General features: G+C 40.2%; 17 protein-coding genes and 1 pseudogene. 5 read left to right on the top strand and 13 right to left on the bottom strand.

The genetic code is table 11. The annotated features are described in order from the left end of the window. Nucleotides 1-15: 15 nt before the first annotated feature. The 4 genes and pseudogenes from AC4EHJ_RS11845 to AC4EHJ_RS11830 all read right to left on the bottom strand — a co-directional run. Nucleotides 16-2,286, bottom strand: a complete 2,271-nt coding sequence (locus tag AC4EHJ_RS11845) for an excinuclease ABC subunit UvrA (protein WP_490975829.1) — start codon at nt 2,284-2,286, stop codon at nt 16-18. 268 nt (nt 2,287-2,554) lie between these two features. Further along, nucleotides 2,555-3,397, bottom strand: coding sequence for an aldo/keto reductase (locus tag AC4EHJ_RS11840; protein ID WP_490975828.1), 843 nt, complete (start codon nt 3,395-3,397; stop codon nt 2,555-2,557). Between the two features lie 289 nt (nt 3,398-3,686). Beyond that, nucleotides 3,687-4,196 (bottom strand): YfiT family bacillithiol transferase, encoded by a 510-nt coding sequence (locus AC4EHJ_RS11835; protein WP_490975827.1) that lies wholly within the window; start codon nt 4,194-4,196, stop codon nt 3,687-3,689. Between the two features lie 153 nt (nt 4,197-4,349). After that, nucleotides 4,350-4,646, bottom strand: a pseudogene (locus tag AC4EHJ_RS11830) (VWA domain-containing protein); the annotation flags it as partial. Nucleotides 4,647-4,766: 120 nt separating this feature from the next. Between AC4EHJ_RS11830 and pnuC the strand changes: the two are divergent. The 3 genes from pnuC to AC4EHJ_RS11815 all read left to right on the top strand — a co-directional run bounded on the left by pnuC (nt 4,767) and on the right by AC4EHJ_RS11815 (nt 8,245). Next, on the top strand, nt 4,767-5,504 hold the full coding sequence (gene pnuC, locus AC4EHJ_RS11825; RefSeq protein ID WP_490975826.1) for a nicotinamide riboside transporter PnuC: 738 nt from the start codon (nt 4,767-4,769) through the stop codon (nt 5,502-5,504). Then, nucleotides 5,505-6,557: a multifunctional transcriptional regulator/nicotinamide-nucleotide adenylyltransferase/ribosylnicotinamide kinase NadR gene (gene nadR, locus AC4EHJ_RS11820; protein ID WP_490975825.1), complete on the top strand. Its 1,053-nt coding sequence runs from the start codon at nt 5,505-5,507 to the stop codon at nt 6,555-6,557. 833 nt (nt 6,558-7,390) lie between these two features. Then, complete coding sequence (locus AC4EHJ_RS11815) at nt 7,391-8,245, top strand: DNA/RNA non-specific endonuclease (protein ID WP_490976019.1); 855 nt, start codon at nt 7,391-7,393, stop codon at nt 8,243-8,245. 195 nt (nt 8,246-8,440) lie between these two features. Here AC4EHJ_RS11815 and AC4EHJ_RS11810 read toward each other — a convergent pair whose 3' ends face one another. Together AC4EHJ_RS11810 and AC4EHJ_RS11805 are read right to left on the bottom strand one after the other, a co-directional pair. Next, nucleotides 8,441-9,235, bottom strand: a complete 795-nt coding sequence (locus AC4EHJ_RS11810; protein ID WP_490975824.1) for a hypothetical protein — start codon at nt 9,233-9,235, stop codon at nt 8,441-8,443. A gap of 420 nt (nt 9,236-9,655) precedes the next feature. Beyond that, the gene (locus AC4EHJ_RS11805) at nt 9,656-10,237 is read right to left on the bottom strand and encodes a TetR/AcrR family transcriptional regulator (protein ID WP_490975823.1); all 582 of its coding nucleotides are present in this window, start codon (nt 10,235-10,237) and stop codon (nt 9,656-9,658) included. 152 nt (nt 10,238-10,389) lie between these two features. On the opposite strand from AC4EHJ_RS11805, the gene AC4EHJ_RS11800 reads away from it, so the two are divergent. Continuing rightward, nucleotides 10,390-11,319, top strand: a complete 930-nt coding sequence (locus AC4EHJ_RS11800; RefSeq protein ID WP_490975822.1) for a DsbA family protein — start codon at nt 10,390-10,392, stop codon at nt 11,317-11,319. Between the two features lie 252 nt (nt 11,320-11,571). Here AC4EHJ_RS11800 and AC4EHJ_RS11795 read toward each other — a convergent pair whose 3' ends face one another. After that, nucleotides 11,572-12,027, bottom strand: a complete 456-nt coding sequence (locus tag AC4EHJ_RS11795; RefSeq protein WP_490975821.1) for a hypothetical protein — start codon at nt 12,025-12,027, stop codon at nt 11,572-11,574. Between the two features lie 168 nt (nt 12,028-12,195). After that, nucleotides 12,196-12,870 carry a metallophosphoesterase family protein gene (locus tag AC4EHJ_RS11790; RefSeq protein ID WP_490975820.1) on the bottom strand — a complete coding sequence of 225 codons (675 nt, stop codon included), beginning with the start codon at nt 12,868-12,870 and terminating at the stop codon, nt 12,196-12,198. Nucleotides 12,871-13,386: 516 nt separating this feature from the next. Between AC4EHJ_RS11790 and AC4EHJ_RS11785 the strand changes: the two genes are divergently transcribed. Continuing rightward, a complete protein-coding gene (locus AC4EHJ_RS11785) occupies nt 13,387-13,575 on the top strand; it encodes a hypothetical protein (protein WP_490975819.1) in 189 nt (62 codons plus the stop codon). 613 nt (nt 13,576-14,188) lie between these two features. Here AC4EHJ_RS11785 and AC4EHJ_RS11780 read toward each other — a convergent pair. The 5 genes from AC4EHJ_RS11780 to AC4EHJ_RS11760 all read right to left on the bottom strand — a co-directional run bounded on the left by AC4EHJ_RS11780 (nt 14,189) and on the right by AC4EHJ_RS11760 (nt 19,400). Next, the gene (locus AC4EHJ_RS11780; protein ID WP_490975818.1) at nt 14,189-14,338 is read right to left on the bottom strand and encodes a hypothetical protein; all 150 of its coding nucleotides are present in this window, start codon (nt 14,336-14,338) and stop codon (nt 14,189-14,191) included. Continuing rightward, nucleotides 14,335-14,667 carry a hypothetical protein gene (locus tag AC4EHJ_RS11775; RefSeq protein ID WP_490975817.1) on the bottom strand — a complete coding sequence of 111 codons (333 nt, stop codon included), beginning with the start codon at nt 14,665-14,667 and terminating at the stop codon, nt 14,335-14,337. Before AC4EHJ_RS11775 ends, AC4EHJ_RS11780 begins: the two co-directional genes overlap by 4 nt. A 329-nt stretch (nt 14,668-14,996) precedes the next feature. Further along, the gene (locus AC4EHJ_RS11770; protein WP_490975816.1) at nt 14,997-16,064 is read right to left on the bottom strand and encodes a hypothetical protein; all 1,068 of its coding nucleotides are present in this window, start codon (nt 16,062-16,064) and stop codon (nt 14,997-14,999) included. A gap of 114 nt (nt 16,065-16,178) precedes the next feature. Further along, on the bottom strand, nt 16,179-19,031 hold the full coding sequence (locus AC4EHJ_RS11765) for a TrlF family AAA-like ATPase (protein WP_490975815.1): 2,853 nt from the start codon (nt 19,029-19,031) through the stop codon (nt 16,179-16,181). A gap of 105 nt (nt 19,032-19,136) precedes the next feature. Beyond that, a complete protein-coding gene (locus AC4EHJ_RS11760; protein ID WP_490976018.1) occupies nt 19,137-19,400 on the bottom strand; it encodes a DNA/RNA helicase domain-containing protein in 264 nt (87 codons plus the stop codon). Between the last annotated feature and the right edge of the window lie 175 nt (nt 19,401-19,575).

The raw sequence follows: 19,575 nt of genomic DNA, 5'->3' as shown, positions 1-19,575 counted from the left end.
TACCTATTCACTTAATTACCCCTTGATCCCTTTTCTTAGCCACTTCGCCGTCAATGTTTCCGACCCCAGCATGCTTTCCGGTGTCCCTTCAAACAAGACTTCTCCGCCCTTTTTCCCGCCGCCTGGACCCATTTCGATTACCCAGTCGCTCGCGGCGATAAAGTTCAGATTGTGTTCGATGAGGATGACTGAATTCCCTTTGTCTACGAGGCCTTGGAAGACGTCCAATAAATGAGCGTTGTCTTTCGTGTGCAGACCCAACGACGGTTCATCCAACAAATAGATTTGCCCTTCTTTTTTCAGGTGGCTGGCAAGCTTTAGGCGCTGCACTTCTCCTCCGCTCAACGAACTTGTCGTCTGCCCTAATGTCAGGTAGCCCAAGCCTACATCTTTTAAGGTATCAACTTTTTTGACGATTTTCGGCATTTTTAAATAATGATTGGTTTCGTCGATCGACAGTTCCAAAATTTCCACGACATTTTTTCCTAAGTGGCGGTGGGACAGGGCTTCGTCTGAATACCGCGTCCCTCTACAGGCTTCACACGTGACGGTCACGGGATCCGCAAAAGCGACATCCGGCGTAGTGACGCCTTTGCCCTCACAGACCGGGCAGGCTCCCGATGAATTAAAGCTGAACAAGCCCACCGGCTGTCCTGTTTCTTTTGAAAGAATCGACCGAATGTCATCCATAATCCCCATATAAGTAGCGAGTGTCGAACGGCTGGAAGTTCCGATGCTGCCCTGGCCCACTGAAATGGTTTCAGGATAGTTGTCGGTAAATGCGTCGAACATTAACGAACTCTTGCCGGAACCTGAAACACCGCATACCGAGACAAGGACATTCTTCGGAATGTCCACACTTACATTTTTCAAGTTATTGGCCGAAGCATTTTTGATTGAGAAACTGTGTTCTGCCTGTCGCGGGGTTTTATTCACGCTGACCTTATGATCCAAATCGGTGATGGCTGAAGCCCTCTTTAACCCTGCCTGTGCGCCTTGATACACCACTTCACCGCCGGTCACGCCCGCGCCCGGACCCATTTCAATGATTTCATCTGCCGTTTTGATGACGGCTAAATTGTGTTCGATGACAACGACAGTATTATAATTGTCTCTTAAATTTTTCAACATGTGCGTCAACATGTCGATTTCTTCCGGATGAAGCCCTGCACTCGGTTCATCGAAAATATACGTGATGTTGTTTAGGCTGCTGCCCAAGTGACGGGCGATTTTCACGCGCTGCGCTTCGCCGCCCGACAGCGTGCCCACTTTTCGCGCCAGACTCAAATAGCCCAAGCCCAGATCCACCAGCTGTTTGACATTCGGGAAGGCCTGTTGAGCGATGGATGTACCGACCGGGTCTTTTATGTTCGCCAGTTCCCCCAACAAATCCGTCATTTCCAAGTGGTCGTATTGGGCGATATTGAGCCCGTTGATTTTGCATTCCAGTACTTTCGGGTTCAATCCTGAACCTTCGCAGGTCGGACACGGTGTATTTGTGGTCATCGCCAGCACATCATCCTGGGACGTTATTTTCAGTTTCGTGAGGTCCCGGTTAATGTACAGGCGAATAAACCTGGGAAGGATACCGTCCCATTCAATGTCCCTGTTGCCTACTTTGTAATAATAAGTGCTAAATGCCCGCTCTCCTTCCGGCGGCCCGTAGACCAGAAGATTATATTTTTCTTCCGTAAAATCTTTGATGGGGAGATCGGGTTCGAACAATCCGCCGTCCACCATCCATCTGCCCTGCCAGCCGGGCGGCGCAAGCGGCTTGAATCGCACTGCAGAGTCCCGTAGTGACTTCGTGTGATCGATGAGTTTGTGGATATCCGGCGCCACGATTTCTCCGAAGCCGCTGCATACCGGACAGTTGCCGAAAGAACTTTCACTCGAAAATTCGGTAGCTGAGCCGATTGGCGGACTGCCGATCCGTGAAAACAACAGCCGGATCAACGGGTCGATATCCATATAAGTGCCGACGGTCGAGCGCGAATTACTCCGCACCGGTTTCTGTTCCACGACGACGACCGGGCTTAAGTGCTGCATCAAGTCGGCATGCGGCCTTTCGTACCTAGGCATCTGATGCCGGATATACAGCGGGTAATTCAACGTCATTTGCCTTCTGCTTTCTGTCGCTAAGGTATCAAATACCACTGAGCTTTTCCCTGAACCTGACAGGCCGGTAAACACATTGATTTTTTCTTTCGGGATATTTAAATCGATATTCTTCAAATTATTTTCGCGGAGCCCCCGCAAAATGATTTCATCTCGTTTATGTGCCATGTTGATATGCTCCTTTTCCAATTAAATCAAGGAATTGTCCTATTAGTAAATGGGTTCCCTGTTTTGGACCCACTCACACAAATGGTTATCACGATTTTCCCCTGGGTCCCACCCAATTAATAAAAATGAATAAACGAAAAAAGACCCATCCGCAATCAAGTGATAACGGATGTGTCTTCGTATGGAATCTAAATTGTCGTGTATTGGCAGCAATGCTGTTCACACAAGGCCTTCACTTACTTGGAATATTGTGCAGCCAGTGTTTATTTTAAAACTCCTCATGAGTAGCTGGATCCATATCAAACAGTCTGCCATCTGGGCGCGACATGCCTGCAATCGCAGTCATTTCCGTTTCGCTTAAGGCAAAATCAAAAATATCTATGTTTTCACGCTGCCGCTGCGGAGAAGTGGAGCGCGGAATCGACACAGAGCCGATTTGGTATTGCCAGCGCAGCACAACTTGCGGAACTGTCTTGTTATGGGCCTCGGCAATTTTGCTGATCGTTTCATTCGACAGAATATCTGCCGCCCTGGCGATTGGGCTCCACGATTGTGTTTGGATCTTGTGTTCTGCGTGCACTCTCCGCTGTTCTTCCTGGTTAAAGAACGGATGCAATTCCACTTGGTTCAGACTCGGCGTCACCTCGGTCTCCTTCACAATGCGCTCTAGATGCTCAGGCAGGAAGTTACTCACGCCAATCGACCGGACGAGCCCCCATTTCTTCGCATCAATCAGTGCCTGCCAAGCTTCTACATAGAGGTCTTGTTTCGGAATCGGCCAGTGGATCACGTATAGGTCGAAATAATCCAAATTGGAACGGTACAGCGATTCCTGAATCGCCACCAACGCTTTTTCGTAAGTATGATAACGGCCGGGCAGTTTAGAGGTAATCCACAGCTCTTCACGGGAAATGCCGCTGCGCTTGATGCCTTCCCCAACCGCTCCTTCGTTCTCATAATTATATGCCGTATCAATCAGCCGATACCCGGCATTGATCCCACTGCTGACTGCGTTCGCCCCTGCATTGCCCCACAGTCCATATGTACCGAGTCCGGTAACCGGCAAGGTGGTTCCGTCGTTCAAGGTCACTTCTGGTATCGTTTTTTCCATTCATTGTCACTCCTCTCATATCTATTTTCAGATTACTCTTACATCATCGCAAACTCAACCTATTCGTCCCTTGAAATCCATGCCGCCATCTCCAGTAGAACAGAATTGGCTTTAAATGAAATTCCTGCTGCCCCGTACATTCCAGAGTTTGCACTTTCGAAATCAGTCTTGTGCAAGGCGTAATTGCGACTCTTCAGCTTTACCGATGAAACATAAATAGGAATCCGCTCCATTGCTGAATGGGGCGGATTCCTTTTGTGTACTTATTACTTAAATTACATTTAACGGCTTAATTTCCCAAGGCAATCTTGATATGTTCCAAATGATGCTCTTCATGCCAGCACAGTTTCGCCAGTTTCGTGGCGACGCTGATTTCACCGTTCGTTTCATGGGTGAAGACGCGTCCCAACTCCTCGTCCGTTACCTGTTGTCCAAGTGCGACAATCCGTTCGTTCAAGCCCTCCAGCATTCGGATTGAACTTTCCACCGGCAGTTCGTTGTCCGGAAGCGCAGCCCATTTTTCTTGATCAAAAGGAGGAACGGTCGGATTGTCATCCGTTAAAGCCAGTTTCAGGCGCTGGTACATATTCAATTGCGAATCCGCAATATGATGCACAAGCTGACGGACTGTCCAGCTGCCTTCCCTGTACTTCTTGTTCAGTTGCTCCTCGTTCAATCCATCGACCACTTCCCTCAGACGTGTGGTATAGCTTTCGATTTTCCCGAGCCATTCCTGAACATGCTCAGCTTTTACGTTTTCTGGAACCTGTAATTGTCCAATAGGAAATTTCACATCCATTTTTCCAACCTCTTTTCCTTATCCGTATTTTTGGGCTATCGCATCCACGCTCAATATACCAATGAGGTGAAGTTTTGTAAACTGGAAGGCCGCGTGCTTAAACCGCGATTGTCGATTGCAGAAGCTTTCATTTATAAGACTGATATCACTTCTTTACTTCAAAATACGCTTTTCTTTCGCTTCCTTCAGCCACATCGGAAATTCATTTAACAGCTGATCGTATAATTCTTCATCTGATACTTGGCTGATGTCATCGAGATGGGAAAAGTTCGCGTTGTCGACCACGCGCCCGTCCATTGTATCGAGTCTTCGCCACACATCAAAATTTGAGTCGCCAATCCCGATAAACTGCCAAAAAATCGGCTGATCCGATGATTCCACGATGAATTTCTTGATGCCCGATTTGCATCCGCCATCATTGATGAAGACAAGAAACACCGGCTCGTCGCTCAATTGCCAGATAAACAACTTTTCCATTTCCGGACTCGCTTGTTTCTTCCTATGATATTTTTGTATAATTGGAAATATATTTCAAAAAGAAACGCGATTTAAAAATTGGAGGATAAAATTATGGCCATCTTCGCCGCTGAATCAAAATCACAGCGATTCTTGAAAGATTGGAGCCTGTTCGAAAAAGCCTGGCTCCTCATTTTCACAGCGATTAATATTTATTTGTTTATTGCTTGGGATGACACGCTCCTTGGCCTTATCAGTTCTCTCACTGGCATGCTGTGTGTTGTTTTGGTGGCAAAAGGCAAGATCAGCAATTATTACTTCGGCATCATCCAGACTTCTACTTATGCCTATATTTCTTTCACTTACGGGTTATATGGAGAAGCGATGCTTAACGGACTTTTCTACTTCCCTGTTCAATTTATCGGATTATACTTATGGCGCCGCAACACGATCAAGAATAAAGACAGTGTCCAAGGCGAAGACGTGGTTGTTAAAACGATGAACCTGCGTTCTTGGCTCTACACCGTAATTGCCATCATCATCGGGACGATTCTGTATGCGATCCTGCTTCAGGCAATCGGCGGCCGCTCTGTCGGCCTTGATTCTGCTACAAATGTATTATCAGTCACCGCTCAGATTTTCATGCTGAAACGCTTTGCTGAGCAATGGCTAGTCTGGATTCTGGTGAACATCCTTTCCATCATTCTTTGGATCGTTACGCTGGATGCAACAGCAGGCAACGACTATACCTTGGTTGTAATGTGGACCGCTTTCCTTGTGAACTCAATTTATGGATACTACAATTGGAGAAAAATGGCCCAAAAACAAGCGTTAACAGAGGAGATTATTTAAATGGTGATAGGGAAAGTTGGAATGTACGGCGGCAAGTTTTTGATTATTCACCAAGGGCATGTGAGTGCCATGATCCGTGCCAGTACGATGGTAGAGGAACTGCATGTCATCCTTACTCACGACGAGGAGTATGAACGCGAATTTTACTTTAATGGCACTACTATGAAGCCTATACCCTTCCATCAGCGGCTCCGCTGGTGGAACGAACTCACGAAAGACCTTCCTCATGTCAAAGTTCATGCCATTGCTGAAAAGCAGACTGGTGAATTTTATGACTGGGAGAAGGGCTCCATTGCCATTAAGGCAGCAATCGAAAAAGAAATCGATACAGTGTTTAGTTCTGAACACGCATATGGCGAACATTTTGAGAAACTTTATCCTAAAGCGAAGCACGTTGTTCTGGATGCAGAACGCCGGACCTATCCGATCTCGGCTACGCAAATACGAGAAGAAGGCACCATGAAACACTGGGCGATTATCCCACACGTGGTCCAGCCTTACTTCGTTCGCACGGTTGTCGTAGTTGGAACGGAAAGCGCCGGGAAATCGACGTTGGTTAAAAATCTCGCGAACTTGTATAACACAAGTTATGTAGAGGAATATGGGCGCAAGTTTTATGAAAACATCGGGGCCGAAATCACCATCGAATCAGATTTCCCGAAGATTGCTTTCGAGCACAAATACCATGAAGAAGAACAAGCGAAGCGCGCCAATAAGCTGCTGTTTATTGATACCGAAGCAAATGTCACCCAGTATTTCTCCTGGGCCTATCTAGGTTTCGAGCAACCTGTCTTAACTCAAATAGCGGCCCTTCAAAACTATGATTTGTGGCTCTTCCTGGAGCCTGATGTGAAATGGATAGATGACGGCACTCGGTCATTCGGCGAACAGAAGATTCGAGAACGCAACAACGACTATTTAAAAGCCATACTTGACCGCCAAAATATCTCTTACCATTCGATCAGCGGAAACTACTACGAACGTCTGGAGCAGGCGATCAAGCTCGTTGACGAAGTTTTGGAAGAAAAACTTTTCAGCATTGCAACAGAATAAATAATTTCCATTTTCTATTCATCAATAACCGAAATCCCTAGTACGCATTTTAAAAATGTAAATAAAAACGACCAGCAAATTACGGACTAATTTGCTGGTCGTTTTTAAATTCCAATCCCAAGAATGAATAAAAAGAAAAAACCATACTGCGGATGCTGAGGCATCCGGCGTGGCAATATGAAGTATAGGTTGTAATGTCTTGTTAAAATCGTTAAGAATTTTTTATACAAAGTAACGATTTTCTAGAATTGATTTTATTATAACGAATGTAAAAATTAATTAATAAATAAAACTAAATATTTCCAAACAAAAAATTATCATACCCTAGCATTTTCCTTCTAAATCGTGGTATATTCATCTTTAGAAAGTAGCAATATAGATCTAGAAAGAGAGAAATCAGGGGGAAATATTAAATGGATGTCGTATTTATTTTATTGATGCTGGTTGCCTTACTGGCTTTTGCTGCGAGCATCGTCATGTTACTCGTCAGCGCTTTGTTCAAAAAAGGACTGACTGTCAAGCAAGCTGGCCTTGCGATTGGTCTTTCATTCGCAGTAATAATTGGTTCCGGTATTGGAGTCGCCTCTACAGCAGAAGATGTTGAAACTGCAGCTGGCGTCGAAAGTGAACAGCTGGAAGCTCAGAAAGAAAAAGCGGACGAGGAAAAAGCTGAAGAACAGCGTATTGCCGAGCAAGAAGCTGAGAAACAGGCAGCGGAAGAACAGAAAAAAGAAGAAGCTCGCCTAGCAGCTGAGAAAGAAGCCGATGAAATAGCGGCGCAAGAAGAGAAAAAAGAAGAAGCTCGTCTGGCAGCTGAGAAAGAAGCCGATGAAATAGCGGCGGCTGAGAAGCTTGCAAGAGAAAAAGAAGCACAGGAAATGGCAGCTAAAGAGCAAGCAGAAAAAGAAGCAGCCCGACTAAATAATGAACTGTTCGCCGGATACAAACCCTTCGAAGTTGATGGCGGTGATTTGTCTGGATATCGTGAAGCCAACATCGTCGTTGATATTGGGTATGGGGACCGTGAATATTGGGCCTTTACGAATGAACACGGCCAACTGGAACGTGTCATTGCTGCCGAAATCATTGTACAGGATGATGATAACGAACCTGTATTATCGACCGGCCGATATTACTCAGATGAGGCAAAGGTTCCCGGCGTCGAAAGTGACGTTTTAGATGAAGGGCATGTCATTGCTGATTCTCTCGGAGGGGTATCGAATGCCTATAATATTACCCCGCAGGAAATCACGCTCAACCGGCATGGTGATCAAGCTTATATGGAAGACGTAATCCGCGACGCAGGTGGAGCTACTAATTTTGAAGCCATCATCACCTATCCGAATACGGAAACGCAGATTCCTTCAAGTTACCAGTATACGTATACAGTAAGGGGCAACGAAGTCGTTGACACTTTTGACAACGTAAACCCTGATGAAGTAAATGCATCCCTCGGTTTAACAAACAGTGAGCCTCCTGATTCAAGCAGTTCAACTACAGACAGTGCGCCTGCCGAATCAACCACCGCAAATACAGGCGGAGATGTTTCCAGTGTCGATACAAATGGCAATGGACAGGTAACGATCAAAGAAGCAGAAGTAGCTGGTTTTAGTATGCCGATCATGAGCGATCATTGGTTATATCCCTATATGCGGGATAACGATAATGACGGTATGGTTGGAGAGTAATTCTTAAGGATTTCAAGCACAATAAAGGAACAAAAGAACAGTTTGCTTGTTGGACGACTACGAGCTAAGAATTACAACCCGGAAAGAATAAACTGATGTGTTATATATTTCTCCAAAAAAGAAATCCGCCCTCTAGTTGAATAGGGCGGATTTTTTGTATGTGTAGAATTCTATCTGACACAAGGAAAGGATTTCTTAGTCGGCATCACGATATTTGTACAAAGATTCATAGGACTGGGTTCGATACTCGGTTTCAAAGGAAGAGCGGCTCCAGATGCTCGCCTTATCAGATGATTCTTCCGTCTCGACCAGCTTTAATTCTCCTGCTTCCAGCGTCATGACATCAGACTCTACTAACTTCATTTCTTTTTGATTGGAATCTAGGGCTCGAATACGCACTTGAACCTCTTTTTGTATATCAAGATTGTTTTTGAGGAAAAACGAGTTTTTGTACGTCGTTGAGTTGCAATTCGATGTTGTGGTCCGGAAACAGTTTTTTTCGGAACTCATGAACACTACGGTGATTTCTTCGGCGTCTTGTTGCTCCTCTGCTGCAGCTAGAGCACTTTCAACTTTTTGGATATAAGATGCTTTTTCCGCCAACGGGTAAACCCACATGGTGAAAAACAGGATCGTTGTACAGAACACCGCTGTAAAAACCCACACCACCTTAGGGTTATGAAATGATTTCGGGGCGCCTTTGAAAACGATGCTTACGATAACGTTGATGATAGATATAACTAACAGAAACGCTAAAGAAACAATAATGGCCACTTTGCTTTCAAACCCATTTTGGAAAAAAGAAAGCTGATATGTATTGGAAAAATAGTAATTTAAAACAACACTGATAAGGATCAACGCAAGAAGAACGGCCAGCGATTTTTTCCAGCGCGGTTTTTCGGCTTTGCCGCTTTTCGTACTCAAGCTGGACCAGAGAAACCAAGCGTACGGAAGAAAAAAGAGTAAGATGACAAGTGAAATGGTGCCCATTGAATCATGCCTTTCGCAAAGAGTAAGTGAGAAACGAAATTTTAAAAAATTATTAAATCAGGTGAACACTTTTCTATCCCACTTTAATTATACGGAACACACGCTAAAAAGATTCAAAAGTTTAGCGCGGGCCTAAATGAGACAAACATCAGCACAGGGATTTGAAAAAATCTTATCATGCTATTTCTTTTGGCCGAATTTAGGAACTAGTTTAAAACCAAGTTTTCATTTGTCGCTTTCTAGCTCCATTAGGGATTTTCAAGTCACTTCCTGATAATTTCTTACTGTAATCAAGTAAGGCTCGTAGCATTCTTCAATAAATCCTATATTCAACAGCACCAGCTCATCGTTGATTCACTGGGAGGGCCGGTGTGTGCTGTATAAATTATTTTGTACTGCCAGAATCGTCCGGAATTTTTTTCACAGGGAAGTGTCACTTTTTTTAAAATCAAAATAGATGCCATGCAAGAGATAAGGGATAGCCGTTCGGATAAATTCTGCCGGCGGCACTGTGCTGTTTCGTTTCCACTCGAGAGAGATTCCGTAAATTCCCCAGCTCAGCATGACCGCCGTGATCTTAAGGGCTTCATCTTTTTCTGCTCCATTTTGTACCACCAGCATTTTGTATAAAATCACCTCAAGCTGATCTCTGATGATCCGGGCAATCGTGTCTTCGTATCCCCGGTGGCAGCGGTTGGACAAAGACTGCTGGAAATTGGTAATCGCTTTAAAGAGGTGGATGAACACGTCCTCGTTCAGTTCCTTTTGCTGGTATTCAGCCGAATTCAAGTTGACCAACAGCACTTCCGACAAGGCTTTCTCCAGTAGATCGTAAATATCTTCAAAATGATAATAAAACGTTGCCCGGTTGATCATGGCTTCTGCCGTGATATCCTTTACCGTAATGTCCTTGAACTCCTTGCTTTCCGAAAGTTTAATGAAAGAATCCATAATCAATTTACGGGTGCGGACGACCCGGGGATCCACTTTAACTTGCGTCATGTGCGCCACTCCTTTTCCGACAATAGTTCCAGCGTGTTGGATAAGCGACACATTCTTGGAATTATCGGTGTTGTTGCTTTTCATTATGGCTTAGAATTCAAGTGTAAAGCAAACAAGCTATCTTCCAAAATTCAAGAAATGAGGGGAACCCAATGACAAACAAATTAAATATGGTATGTGATATGGAAACAGGTGTATGCGGACCAGTTGAAGAAGAGGAAATGGGACTGCTTGATTTTAGCCAACCGAAAAAATCGGTTACGCTTTATTATGTGACCGATCCCATCTGTTCGCATTGCTGGGCGATTGAACCGGTATTCCGCCGTTTTACTGAACAGTACGGCAACTATTTCAAGTTTCAGACTGTGATGGGCGGCTTGCTGGAAAAATGGCATGACGGACCGATCGATCCGGCAAATGGCATTTACAAACCGGCGGATGTAGCGCCTCACTGGCGGGAAGTGGGCGAACATTCCAGAATGCCAATCGACGGATCGTTAATGATCGATAATCCGGTCCGGTCGTCCTATCCCCCTTCCCGTGTCTTTAAAGTGATCCAGGAAAAATACAAGGACGCGAAAGCGAACGAATACTTGCGCCGTGCTAGAGAAGCCCTTTTCGCTTTCAACCAAAACATCTCTGATGACCCCGTCCTGGCCGGCATCGTCAATGGGATGGGTCTCGACGGAAAGGCGATCATCCGTGAAGCCAATGAGGCGACTGGCCAGCAGCTCTTAAGCGAAGATTTTAGTTTAGCGAGAACCCTCGGTGCCCGGGGGTTCCCTACCATCATCATGGTCAACGAAGAAAATAAAGGCGTGAAACTTGTAGGCGGCCAGCCGTTTGAGGCTTATGTCGACGGCTTGAAGAAAGTGTTAGGCGAAAAAGAGCTGCACGCAAAACAGCAGCCGGCGCTTTCCGGCTTGCTGCAACAAGAAAAACTTCTTTTCTCCAAAGAAATTGAAGTGATGTACGACGTTGCCCCAACCGATATCATGGCTTTTATTGAAAAAGAACTTTCGCCTGGCCAATACGAAGCGAAGGAAATCCTGGGGGAATCTTATTTCACCTCAGTAAAATAAGAAAGGTGCAAAATGGTTGCTATTTTGCACCTTTCGTATAAACTCTGCTCACCCTTTGTGTCGCTCCCAGGGAACCACACAATTCCCAAACATTTTACAAGCATGAATAAAACAAAGCGACGCTCCGTGGAATCTTAATTTCCTCGGAGCGTCGTTTTATGTAGTATAACTTGGAGTGTATTGTCAAAATCGTTTAGAATTATTTCTTTCCTTGTTACATCAGGGAGCTCCGCCATTCGGCTATGTTTTCAATTATTGATGAACATCCGTGATCTCTTTCATCAATTGAATCCAGTCTTCTCTCTTGAAATCATACAAGTCCAGCTCCGTTTTTCTCAGAACTAAGTGAATGCTGTCGAATTTCTCGTCTGTTCGGAACCTCCACCAGCTTTTCACGTTTGAAGTCTTTGTGCCTGGCTCGTAATACATCAATGTTCTTTCAGGATTTATGACTTCCTCCACCCGATCAGCATCTAAATAATCATGCGGGAAATCAATATAAAGAGCCAGCGACGCTTTATGAGGCGTAATATACCCAATTTTATGCGACGATTCCGCGTCACTCTTTTCTAGAGCGCCACTCCAAGGAACCGGTTTATTGCTGGCGATTAAAAGCCGATCGCCAACATTCGGTTCAATTCGGCAATTCGGAAGATTGTTAAACACTTCGAGCATCTCGCCCATTTTTTGTTCTACGGATTTGTTCACTTTGCTATCCCATCCTTTTCAATTCATCTATCAGCCATGAATGCTGCGATTCCTTATAGGCAAGATCATACCGCTTCCTATAAGAAGATTTAACGTCCCACTAACTGATATTCTATCACGTCCGCGTGTTTGCTCCATGTTTCATTTTCTGTTTCCCATTTCTTCCCTTCAATGCTTCTTCACGCTATATACTTTTCGGCTCGGCAGCTCCAGACAATTCAACTGTCCGCCATAAGCCGCGCCTCCGTCGATGCCGATAATCCGGTTGTCGCCAAAATAGACATCATTATTACTTGTCCCTCGCAGCATAAACGCCGGTGTATGGCCAAATACCACCGTCTTCTCTCCCGAATAGGCTTCATAAAATTCATCGCGGATCCACATCAAGATAGTTGGGTCGGTCTGCCCAACCGCTGTACCCGGCTGAACGCCCGCATGCACAAAAATAGAGTCTTCCGTTTCATGGTAATACTCCATTTCCTTGATGAAATCGACGTGCTCCCAAAAGACAGCTATCGTTGGAAGCGTCATGTCTTTTATGGATGGATCGTAGCTTTGCAGTGTCGGCAATGCCCCATTTCTTGCCCAGATTTGCTTCGCACCGGGTTCGTCATTTGCAGCGTCCAGCATCATTTGATCATGATTGCCCCTCAATACAATGGCACCCCGCCTTTTCAATTCGATGACCCGCTCCAAAACCCCTTTTGAATTCGGCCCGCGGTCTTCGTAATCCCCCAGTAAAACCAGCCTGTCTTCGGCGTCGTCATATTCCGCCTTCTGAAGCAGCTCATCAAAAAGTTCAAGCTCTCCGTGAATATCGCTGATGACCAAGATTCTTTTCATCGTCTGCACCCCTCTACTCAAATTCTTACGAAACTGCTCGTAAGCACCCAGCTTTAAGTTAATAGGAATCTGTCCTTTTATATTTTTTTACACTACTGCTCTTGTTATTCCTTCTATTCCTTTTTTGCCGGATAAAAATGTCTCTCGGATTAGATTTTAGTTTCCGCCGGAGCGCCACAGCAAGAATCGTGTAGAACTTTCTCTTTGCTTAGAGCTCGATTCTTTGGATTTTCAGCAACTCCTAAATCGCCCCTGTGTAAGAACCAATTATGGCTATTTGCTATGAAAATGCAAAAGGAATCTGCCTCATTTCTGATTTTAGCGGATTCCTCATGCAGGTTTGTTGTATATTTTGAATTGTGTTGTTCACAGAGCATAATTCTAATAAAAAATGATTTAATAGACATGCTGAGGTAATAAATATAAAATTTAGTTATTGTCAAAATCGTTTAGAATTGCTTCTTTTCTTGAAAAGCGATTTTAGAGAATATAATTTATTTAAAAGGTGGAGAAGAAATGAGTAAAGGACATGACAATTGGGGATTGACAGAAGACGAATTCGATAGATTACAAGATGCGGTGGAAGATGGCATAATATCGCAAAAAGAAGTTATGGCTAATCGCGAAAATTTAAAGAAGGGACTTTTATCAGTTAGCGAACTGATCAATATATGGTCTAACGACGACGATGATGATGAATATTAATTCTTGAGCTGTAAAATAAATTCCCAATAACTTGAAATTAAAATTCCTGGTAACTTCAAAATTCATAACAATTTCTATAACTGTCTAAATATCAAAATCGTTTAGAATTGATTCTTTCCCAGGAATGCGATTTTTAATTCGAACGGCGCATTGCATGTTGGTTGCAGCACAAAATGGAAATCGTATCATTTATGATCGAATGGTGAATAAAGTGATCGAGGAAGAACTGTTGTATATCCCCTCGATTTCTTCTATTTCCCGGCCAACAGAGGCGTCAGTTTTGGGACAAAAAGAACTGTCAATTTCCAGACGAAATCTGGCGTCAATTACAATTTTGGCTGAGTACTTTACTTTTTACTTCTCCAAACTTCCTATATTTCACTTTTTCATATATTTCCATTTTCCCCTTGTGAACAGTGCAATTATAATATTCCCCAACGTTCGTAAACATGCAAAAGCCATCCTCGAATACGGCTGACTTCATTGAGGATGGCTTTTGGATTATTCAATTGTAGTGAATAAACGAAATCTTTTCATACACAGGGGCGCGATTTTTAGAATTGTCTCTTACAAAGAAACGCGGTTTTCTTCCTAGGATGAGATTTTTTATTCACTATAAATTTTTATCAGCTTTATTTTGAATTCTAGCAATAGCTATAATAGCCAACAACAATTCCCATAAAGCAACTTTTATTGGTTCTTTATTAACCCAAATCCAATTTTTTATAGCAGAAAAAAATTTAGTCATACCTTCCATTTTCATTTATTCCACCACTTTTCATTTAACATTTCTAATGCCAGCTTTCTCATAAATTTATTTTTATTGTTGCGAGAAATTTCCCCCAAAATTCTTATGGCTATATCTTCATCTTTGATTTGATTGTCATTATCAATTATATTCATCGCTATACTGTATAACTCATTGGTGTCTACTCTTATTTCTTTGTGCAAATCTATCGTTGTGAGCTTATAGTTTATTACTTCTTTTGTATTACTATTATCTACTATCGCCACATCGAATACTTTATTATTAAAGTTCTTTTCTAAGGAATCTATTTCCTTTTTTATTTTTTCATGAGACGCTACAGACATTATAATCCACCCCTAAAGTTATTTTTTATCAGCATTAACTTCCAATTCTGTTTCCCTGTGTTAAACATAACTATAAAAAAGCTTATACAGATGAATTCAAAGAAAAATCTATTATAAGTGTTGATATAGCAGCCACGACTATGTATAAATCAAAATTATAGTATATTGGAAAAATCGTTCATAATTGTTTCTTCCCCTGGGTTTCGACTATTTTCGCAGATAAAATATTAATTTCATATTCTCTAACTCTCGATTATGCTGGATATGACATCATCTGGATGCAGTTGTAGTTTTAAAAATGAACTGAGTTTGGTAAAGAAAGATAAATTTTAGTTGTGTCCGAATTCACCATATTTAAGACTCACAAAAAACTCCTCTTCTTCAATCTTAGTAAAGAAAATAAATCTACTTAAATATTCTTCCTTTGAATATCTTGCTTTTAATAAATTTTCTTCTTCATCATCGCTTTTGAATATTAACTTCTCGAGTAATGTAGGAACTTTAAAAGTTAAAATTATATTTTGATCCAATTCACGCTGTCTTCGATTATGATGCGGTTTAATATACCAAGTTGTACTATTATCCTCAGTTCCAGTGCGGTCCCAACTTATAGAAGCCCTCAAATTTTGTTTTCGTGTAATCATTTCCTTAAATGCCTTTGGATTATTAGGTTTTAATAGGATTACAAAAGGAGTATTATTAGAAGCTAAATAAAGGTCGCTATAACCTTTGATAAAATCAGCTAATTTATTAATTATTTGTATACCTTCCTCTGAAAGAGTAATGGTATCTCCCTCAATTAGATTGTGACTTGAAAATAATTTTTCTCTAAGTTTCTTTCTAAAAATCCGTACTATTTCAGATGGAATATTATCATTATATAAGTTCATTAATGAATCTGCTGCCATTTCTATCTCTTGTCGTAAATCTGAGTACTCTATTCCACTTAGGTCCACAAGATGTATTTTATGAGCAATTGCCAGATTTGTAGCATTAGATGAAAATCCACTGGTCGAAAAGATAGAATAATTATAATTGTATCTTTGTATTAATAGTTCTCTTTCATCTGTCACTAATGCTGTCTTATAATTGTGATTTAAATCTTGAATAATTCCAATCCCCTTACGTACTACATCAATCCCTGTTTTACTTCCTTGAAATTTTGCTTCGACAAATAGTCTAATTGGGTAAGTGAAAGGATAACTAAATGGAAATTGCCCTAGAACATCAGCTTGATGTAAACCACCTCTTCCTATGACGTTTAAACCATTGCCTTGCACTTTTAAGTCATTTGAATTCCCAACACTTGTTAATAGTGTATAACCACTATGGTGAATCAACTTTGATAACACCTCTTCTAATAAATAACCTTTTAATGAACTTACATTAACTCCCATTGAATTTTCTCCTCATCTAAAGAACTTTTTTAAAATCTTCCTTACAAAACTTTAATTATAATTACGATATTTTTTTGTGAATTTTATAAATCTTTAAATTAAAAAATCATTTTTTTATACTAAAGATTGATATTTACTTTCACGCAACTTAAATGCTGGTTGAGTTCCTTCCAAAATTTCTACTATTTTATTATTAATTCTTTCATTTTCAATACTTCCAGAAGAGTAGCTTATTAAACGTTCTGATTTATCAATATCTGCAACGATTATCTGTTCAGCATCACAAGCTATAGCGATATTGGGATTATGAGTAACAATTATAACTTGTCTACGTTTTTTAGCTTTTTTGATACAAGGTACAAGTCTACTAAAAACCGATTGGTTATCTAAATTATCTTCAGGTTGATCAATAATTATTGGCATCTCATCTTTACTTAATGCTAGATAAAAAATTAATAGTACTAAACCTCTTTCACCTGGCGATAGTTCTGATAAATTACTTCCATCGTATGACAGTTGATAGTCAACATTTAAATAGTCCAAACTAACAATAGAGTTATAAAACTCATTTTTCTTAATAATCACTTTTTCTAACTGATCAAAATCATTATTTAAACCGCATGATAAAGTTTTTTCAATAAATTTATATACACTCTCAAAATCATTTATATCAGTTTGATGAATTAATTCTAATAGTGAGTGGCCAGATTCTTGAACACCTTGAAAAAGACTTTTTGGTCTCTTATTAATATAATTTAGACTACTGAGTATCACTTCTTCATTAAATATAAATCTAGTTTTGAACTCGACGTCTTCTTTTATATCTCCTAAGTTCTTTGAAAGTTCAATATCAATGGGTTTATATATTTCTTCATACAAATTTCTTATCAAGACTTTTGTTTCAAATATTTTAGCTATTTTTTCTTTTCTTCTCTTTAATAAACTTTCATACTCGGAATTTAATATTTCATTAATATACTTTTTTAATTTAAGATAATATTTCAAAGTCCCTTCTGTATTTTCATTCCCTTCTATAACACTTAATGATTCTCTCCAATCACTTAAGTTTTTTAAATATAATTGATATTTCTGAGATTTCTGGGTACTCATTGTAATTAAACTTTCTCTCTTTTTCTCCAGTGTTTCTTTAATAACAATTAATCCAGTAGACGAGTTCAAAGCAGAATAAATTTCTTCTATTTTACTATTCATCTTCTGTATTTCCTCGGACAATATTTTATTAGGCAAAGTATACGAGATTTTAATTTTTTCCAAAGGAATTTCATCAATAGGTTCTAGTCTTTCTCCAATTCTTATATTTAATGCATCTATAGTTGAAGAAATATTTTTTAAATCTGATTGGATATTCACGAGTTCTTGAACCTGAGTAGAGAGTTTAAGAGAAGATTCTTTTTTATCTTTTATTTCTAAAGCTAGCTTCTCAATTTCAATATTAATTGCGCTAATTTCAGTATTAAATAGTAAACTATCTTTATCTTCCGGTTCCATAACTTCTTGAGGTTTGTTTTTAACTTGCCTTTCTAAATCTGAGCGTAATCGTTCGATTTGTTGAGTAACGTCATCTGAAAAGGATTTCGTTTGCTTGATTTCTAGCTCAGTAATTTTTTTATTGAGCTTTGCTACCTCTGAACCTAATGCAACTAATTCATTTTTTAGTGGAGTGGTTTTAAAGCTTATAAATTCTTCAAAATTTATTGCTTCTAATCTATTTTCGATTGGTATATATGAGAAAATAACTTTATTAATTTCGTCTTGAAAAACTTTATTCTCTATATCTCCACAAATATTCTCTATATATGTCTGAGGAAGATATTGAGCTGTCGGACTATTTGAAAAAGAAAAATTAGGTTCTACAAATAAGCTTTCCAAGGACTGTGTCTCTCCATCAAACCATTCCAAATTTGCACTATAATCTTTTCCATATTGTTGTGGAATCTTATTGAATCTATCGCTTCTTAAAAATGCTAGATTTTCTAGTCTAGTTGAAAAATTCGCCAACCCTAGGATGTCTGAAATTGCACTTTTTCCACTACCTTTGTTTCCAATAATTGCAGTCATTGATGGATTAAGAAATAATTCGGATTGAAACCATTCCTCAGAGTTCGTTGCTGTATCTTTTTTTGAAACAGATAATTTCTTCATTATCCTTTTTGGATTAGTTTCTACATGAGAAATTTTTTCTGGTTTCTCCCCTACAAACACTCTTTCTTCTGAATGCAAAAACGCTTGTTTTAAGCCTTTAAAAGTAGGATCAGCCTTTATCCAGAGATTGGTTGACAACTCATAATTTAAGATATTATGATTATCCGAACTTGTAATTACAGGAATGTCTTTGTGTAGAGCTTTTTTCACATGTGGAATAACATGTTTCTGGTATCCTTCATAGCTCTTTAAATTATTCACTTCAAATGCATCTATGATATTGGCATATTCTTCTTTTATAGCTACAAAAAATAAATCATTATTCATTTGTTTGTCTATGCCACTGTCTTTATTACCAGCATGCACTGTTAATAATCCATCGAATTTATATACTAATTCTTGAATGTCTTCTAACTTCCAATATATCGTTTGAACATCCTTAGCATTTATTGCTTTAGCTAATGTATTATATTTATAATAGTTTCCTAAATCTTCAATATTAATTTTCTCTGAGAACAAAGCTATAATATGTACATTCTTAGCACCTTTATCAGTTCTAAATTCAATACCTGGAAATACAGTGATTCCTACTTTAGCTGCAAGCAAAGTAAGATTTTTTATTCTTTCAATATCTATAACAAAATGATCTGTAATTGCTACTGCTTTAAAATTATGTGCTACCCATTGCTCAACTAATTTTTCATCAGTATACTCATGGCCATCTTTTAATTGATAATCAAAAGATGCAGGTGTATGTATATGTAAATCCCATTTATTCCATAAAGAACCTTTTTCACTATTCATAATTTCAATCTCCTTTTTAGTAATAATTATATTAAAGAAAAAGCTACTTAATGCTTCAACCATTACAGTACGTTTTATCCCTTCTTTGAAATCGGCATCAACACCTTAAACGTAACAAGCTTTCATCCCCCACTTCATTAAGGTCATATAAGCATTCCTTACAAAATAATCAAACAAATCAACCCGATACTTCCTATCCGGCTTAGCCAATCTGGCACTTTTATATTTTAAATTCCCAAGCTTCATTTCGATTGATTGAGTTTCCGGGTCATAAGTAACATCGTTTCTGATAAAGATACCAACATATTCTATTTTTAATCCATGGGCGTTAGGGGTACAGGCAATTAAATCAATACCTAGTGGATGAATGACCCAGTCGGTGTTTGTTTACATCACTCCATGGCATGGTGAAATCATGAATTTCACTAATGGGTCCTTTAAAAGTTCTTCGCTGATTCTTTTTGTTTTCCACTCCCAGCCTTAACTTGCTAGCAACCTGCCCTCATTTTCATTGTTGCATTACTCATAAAGTCGACACGGAGAG

The sequence above is a fragment of the Planococcus sp. TJ-301 genome, assembly GCF_058268475.1.
Note: the sequence above shows the minus strand (reverse complement) of the source record. Positions and strands in the feature narration are given on the sequence as shown.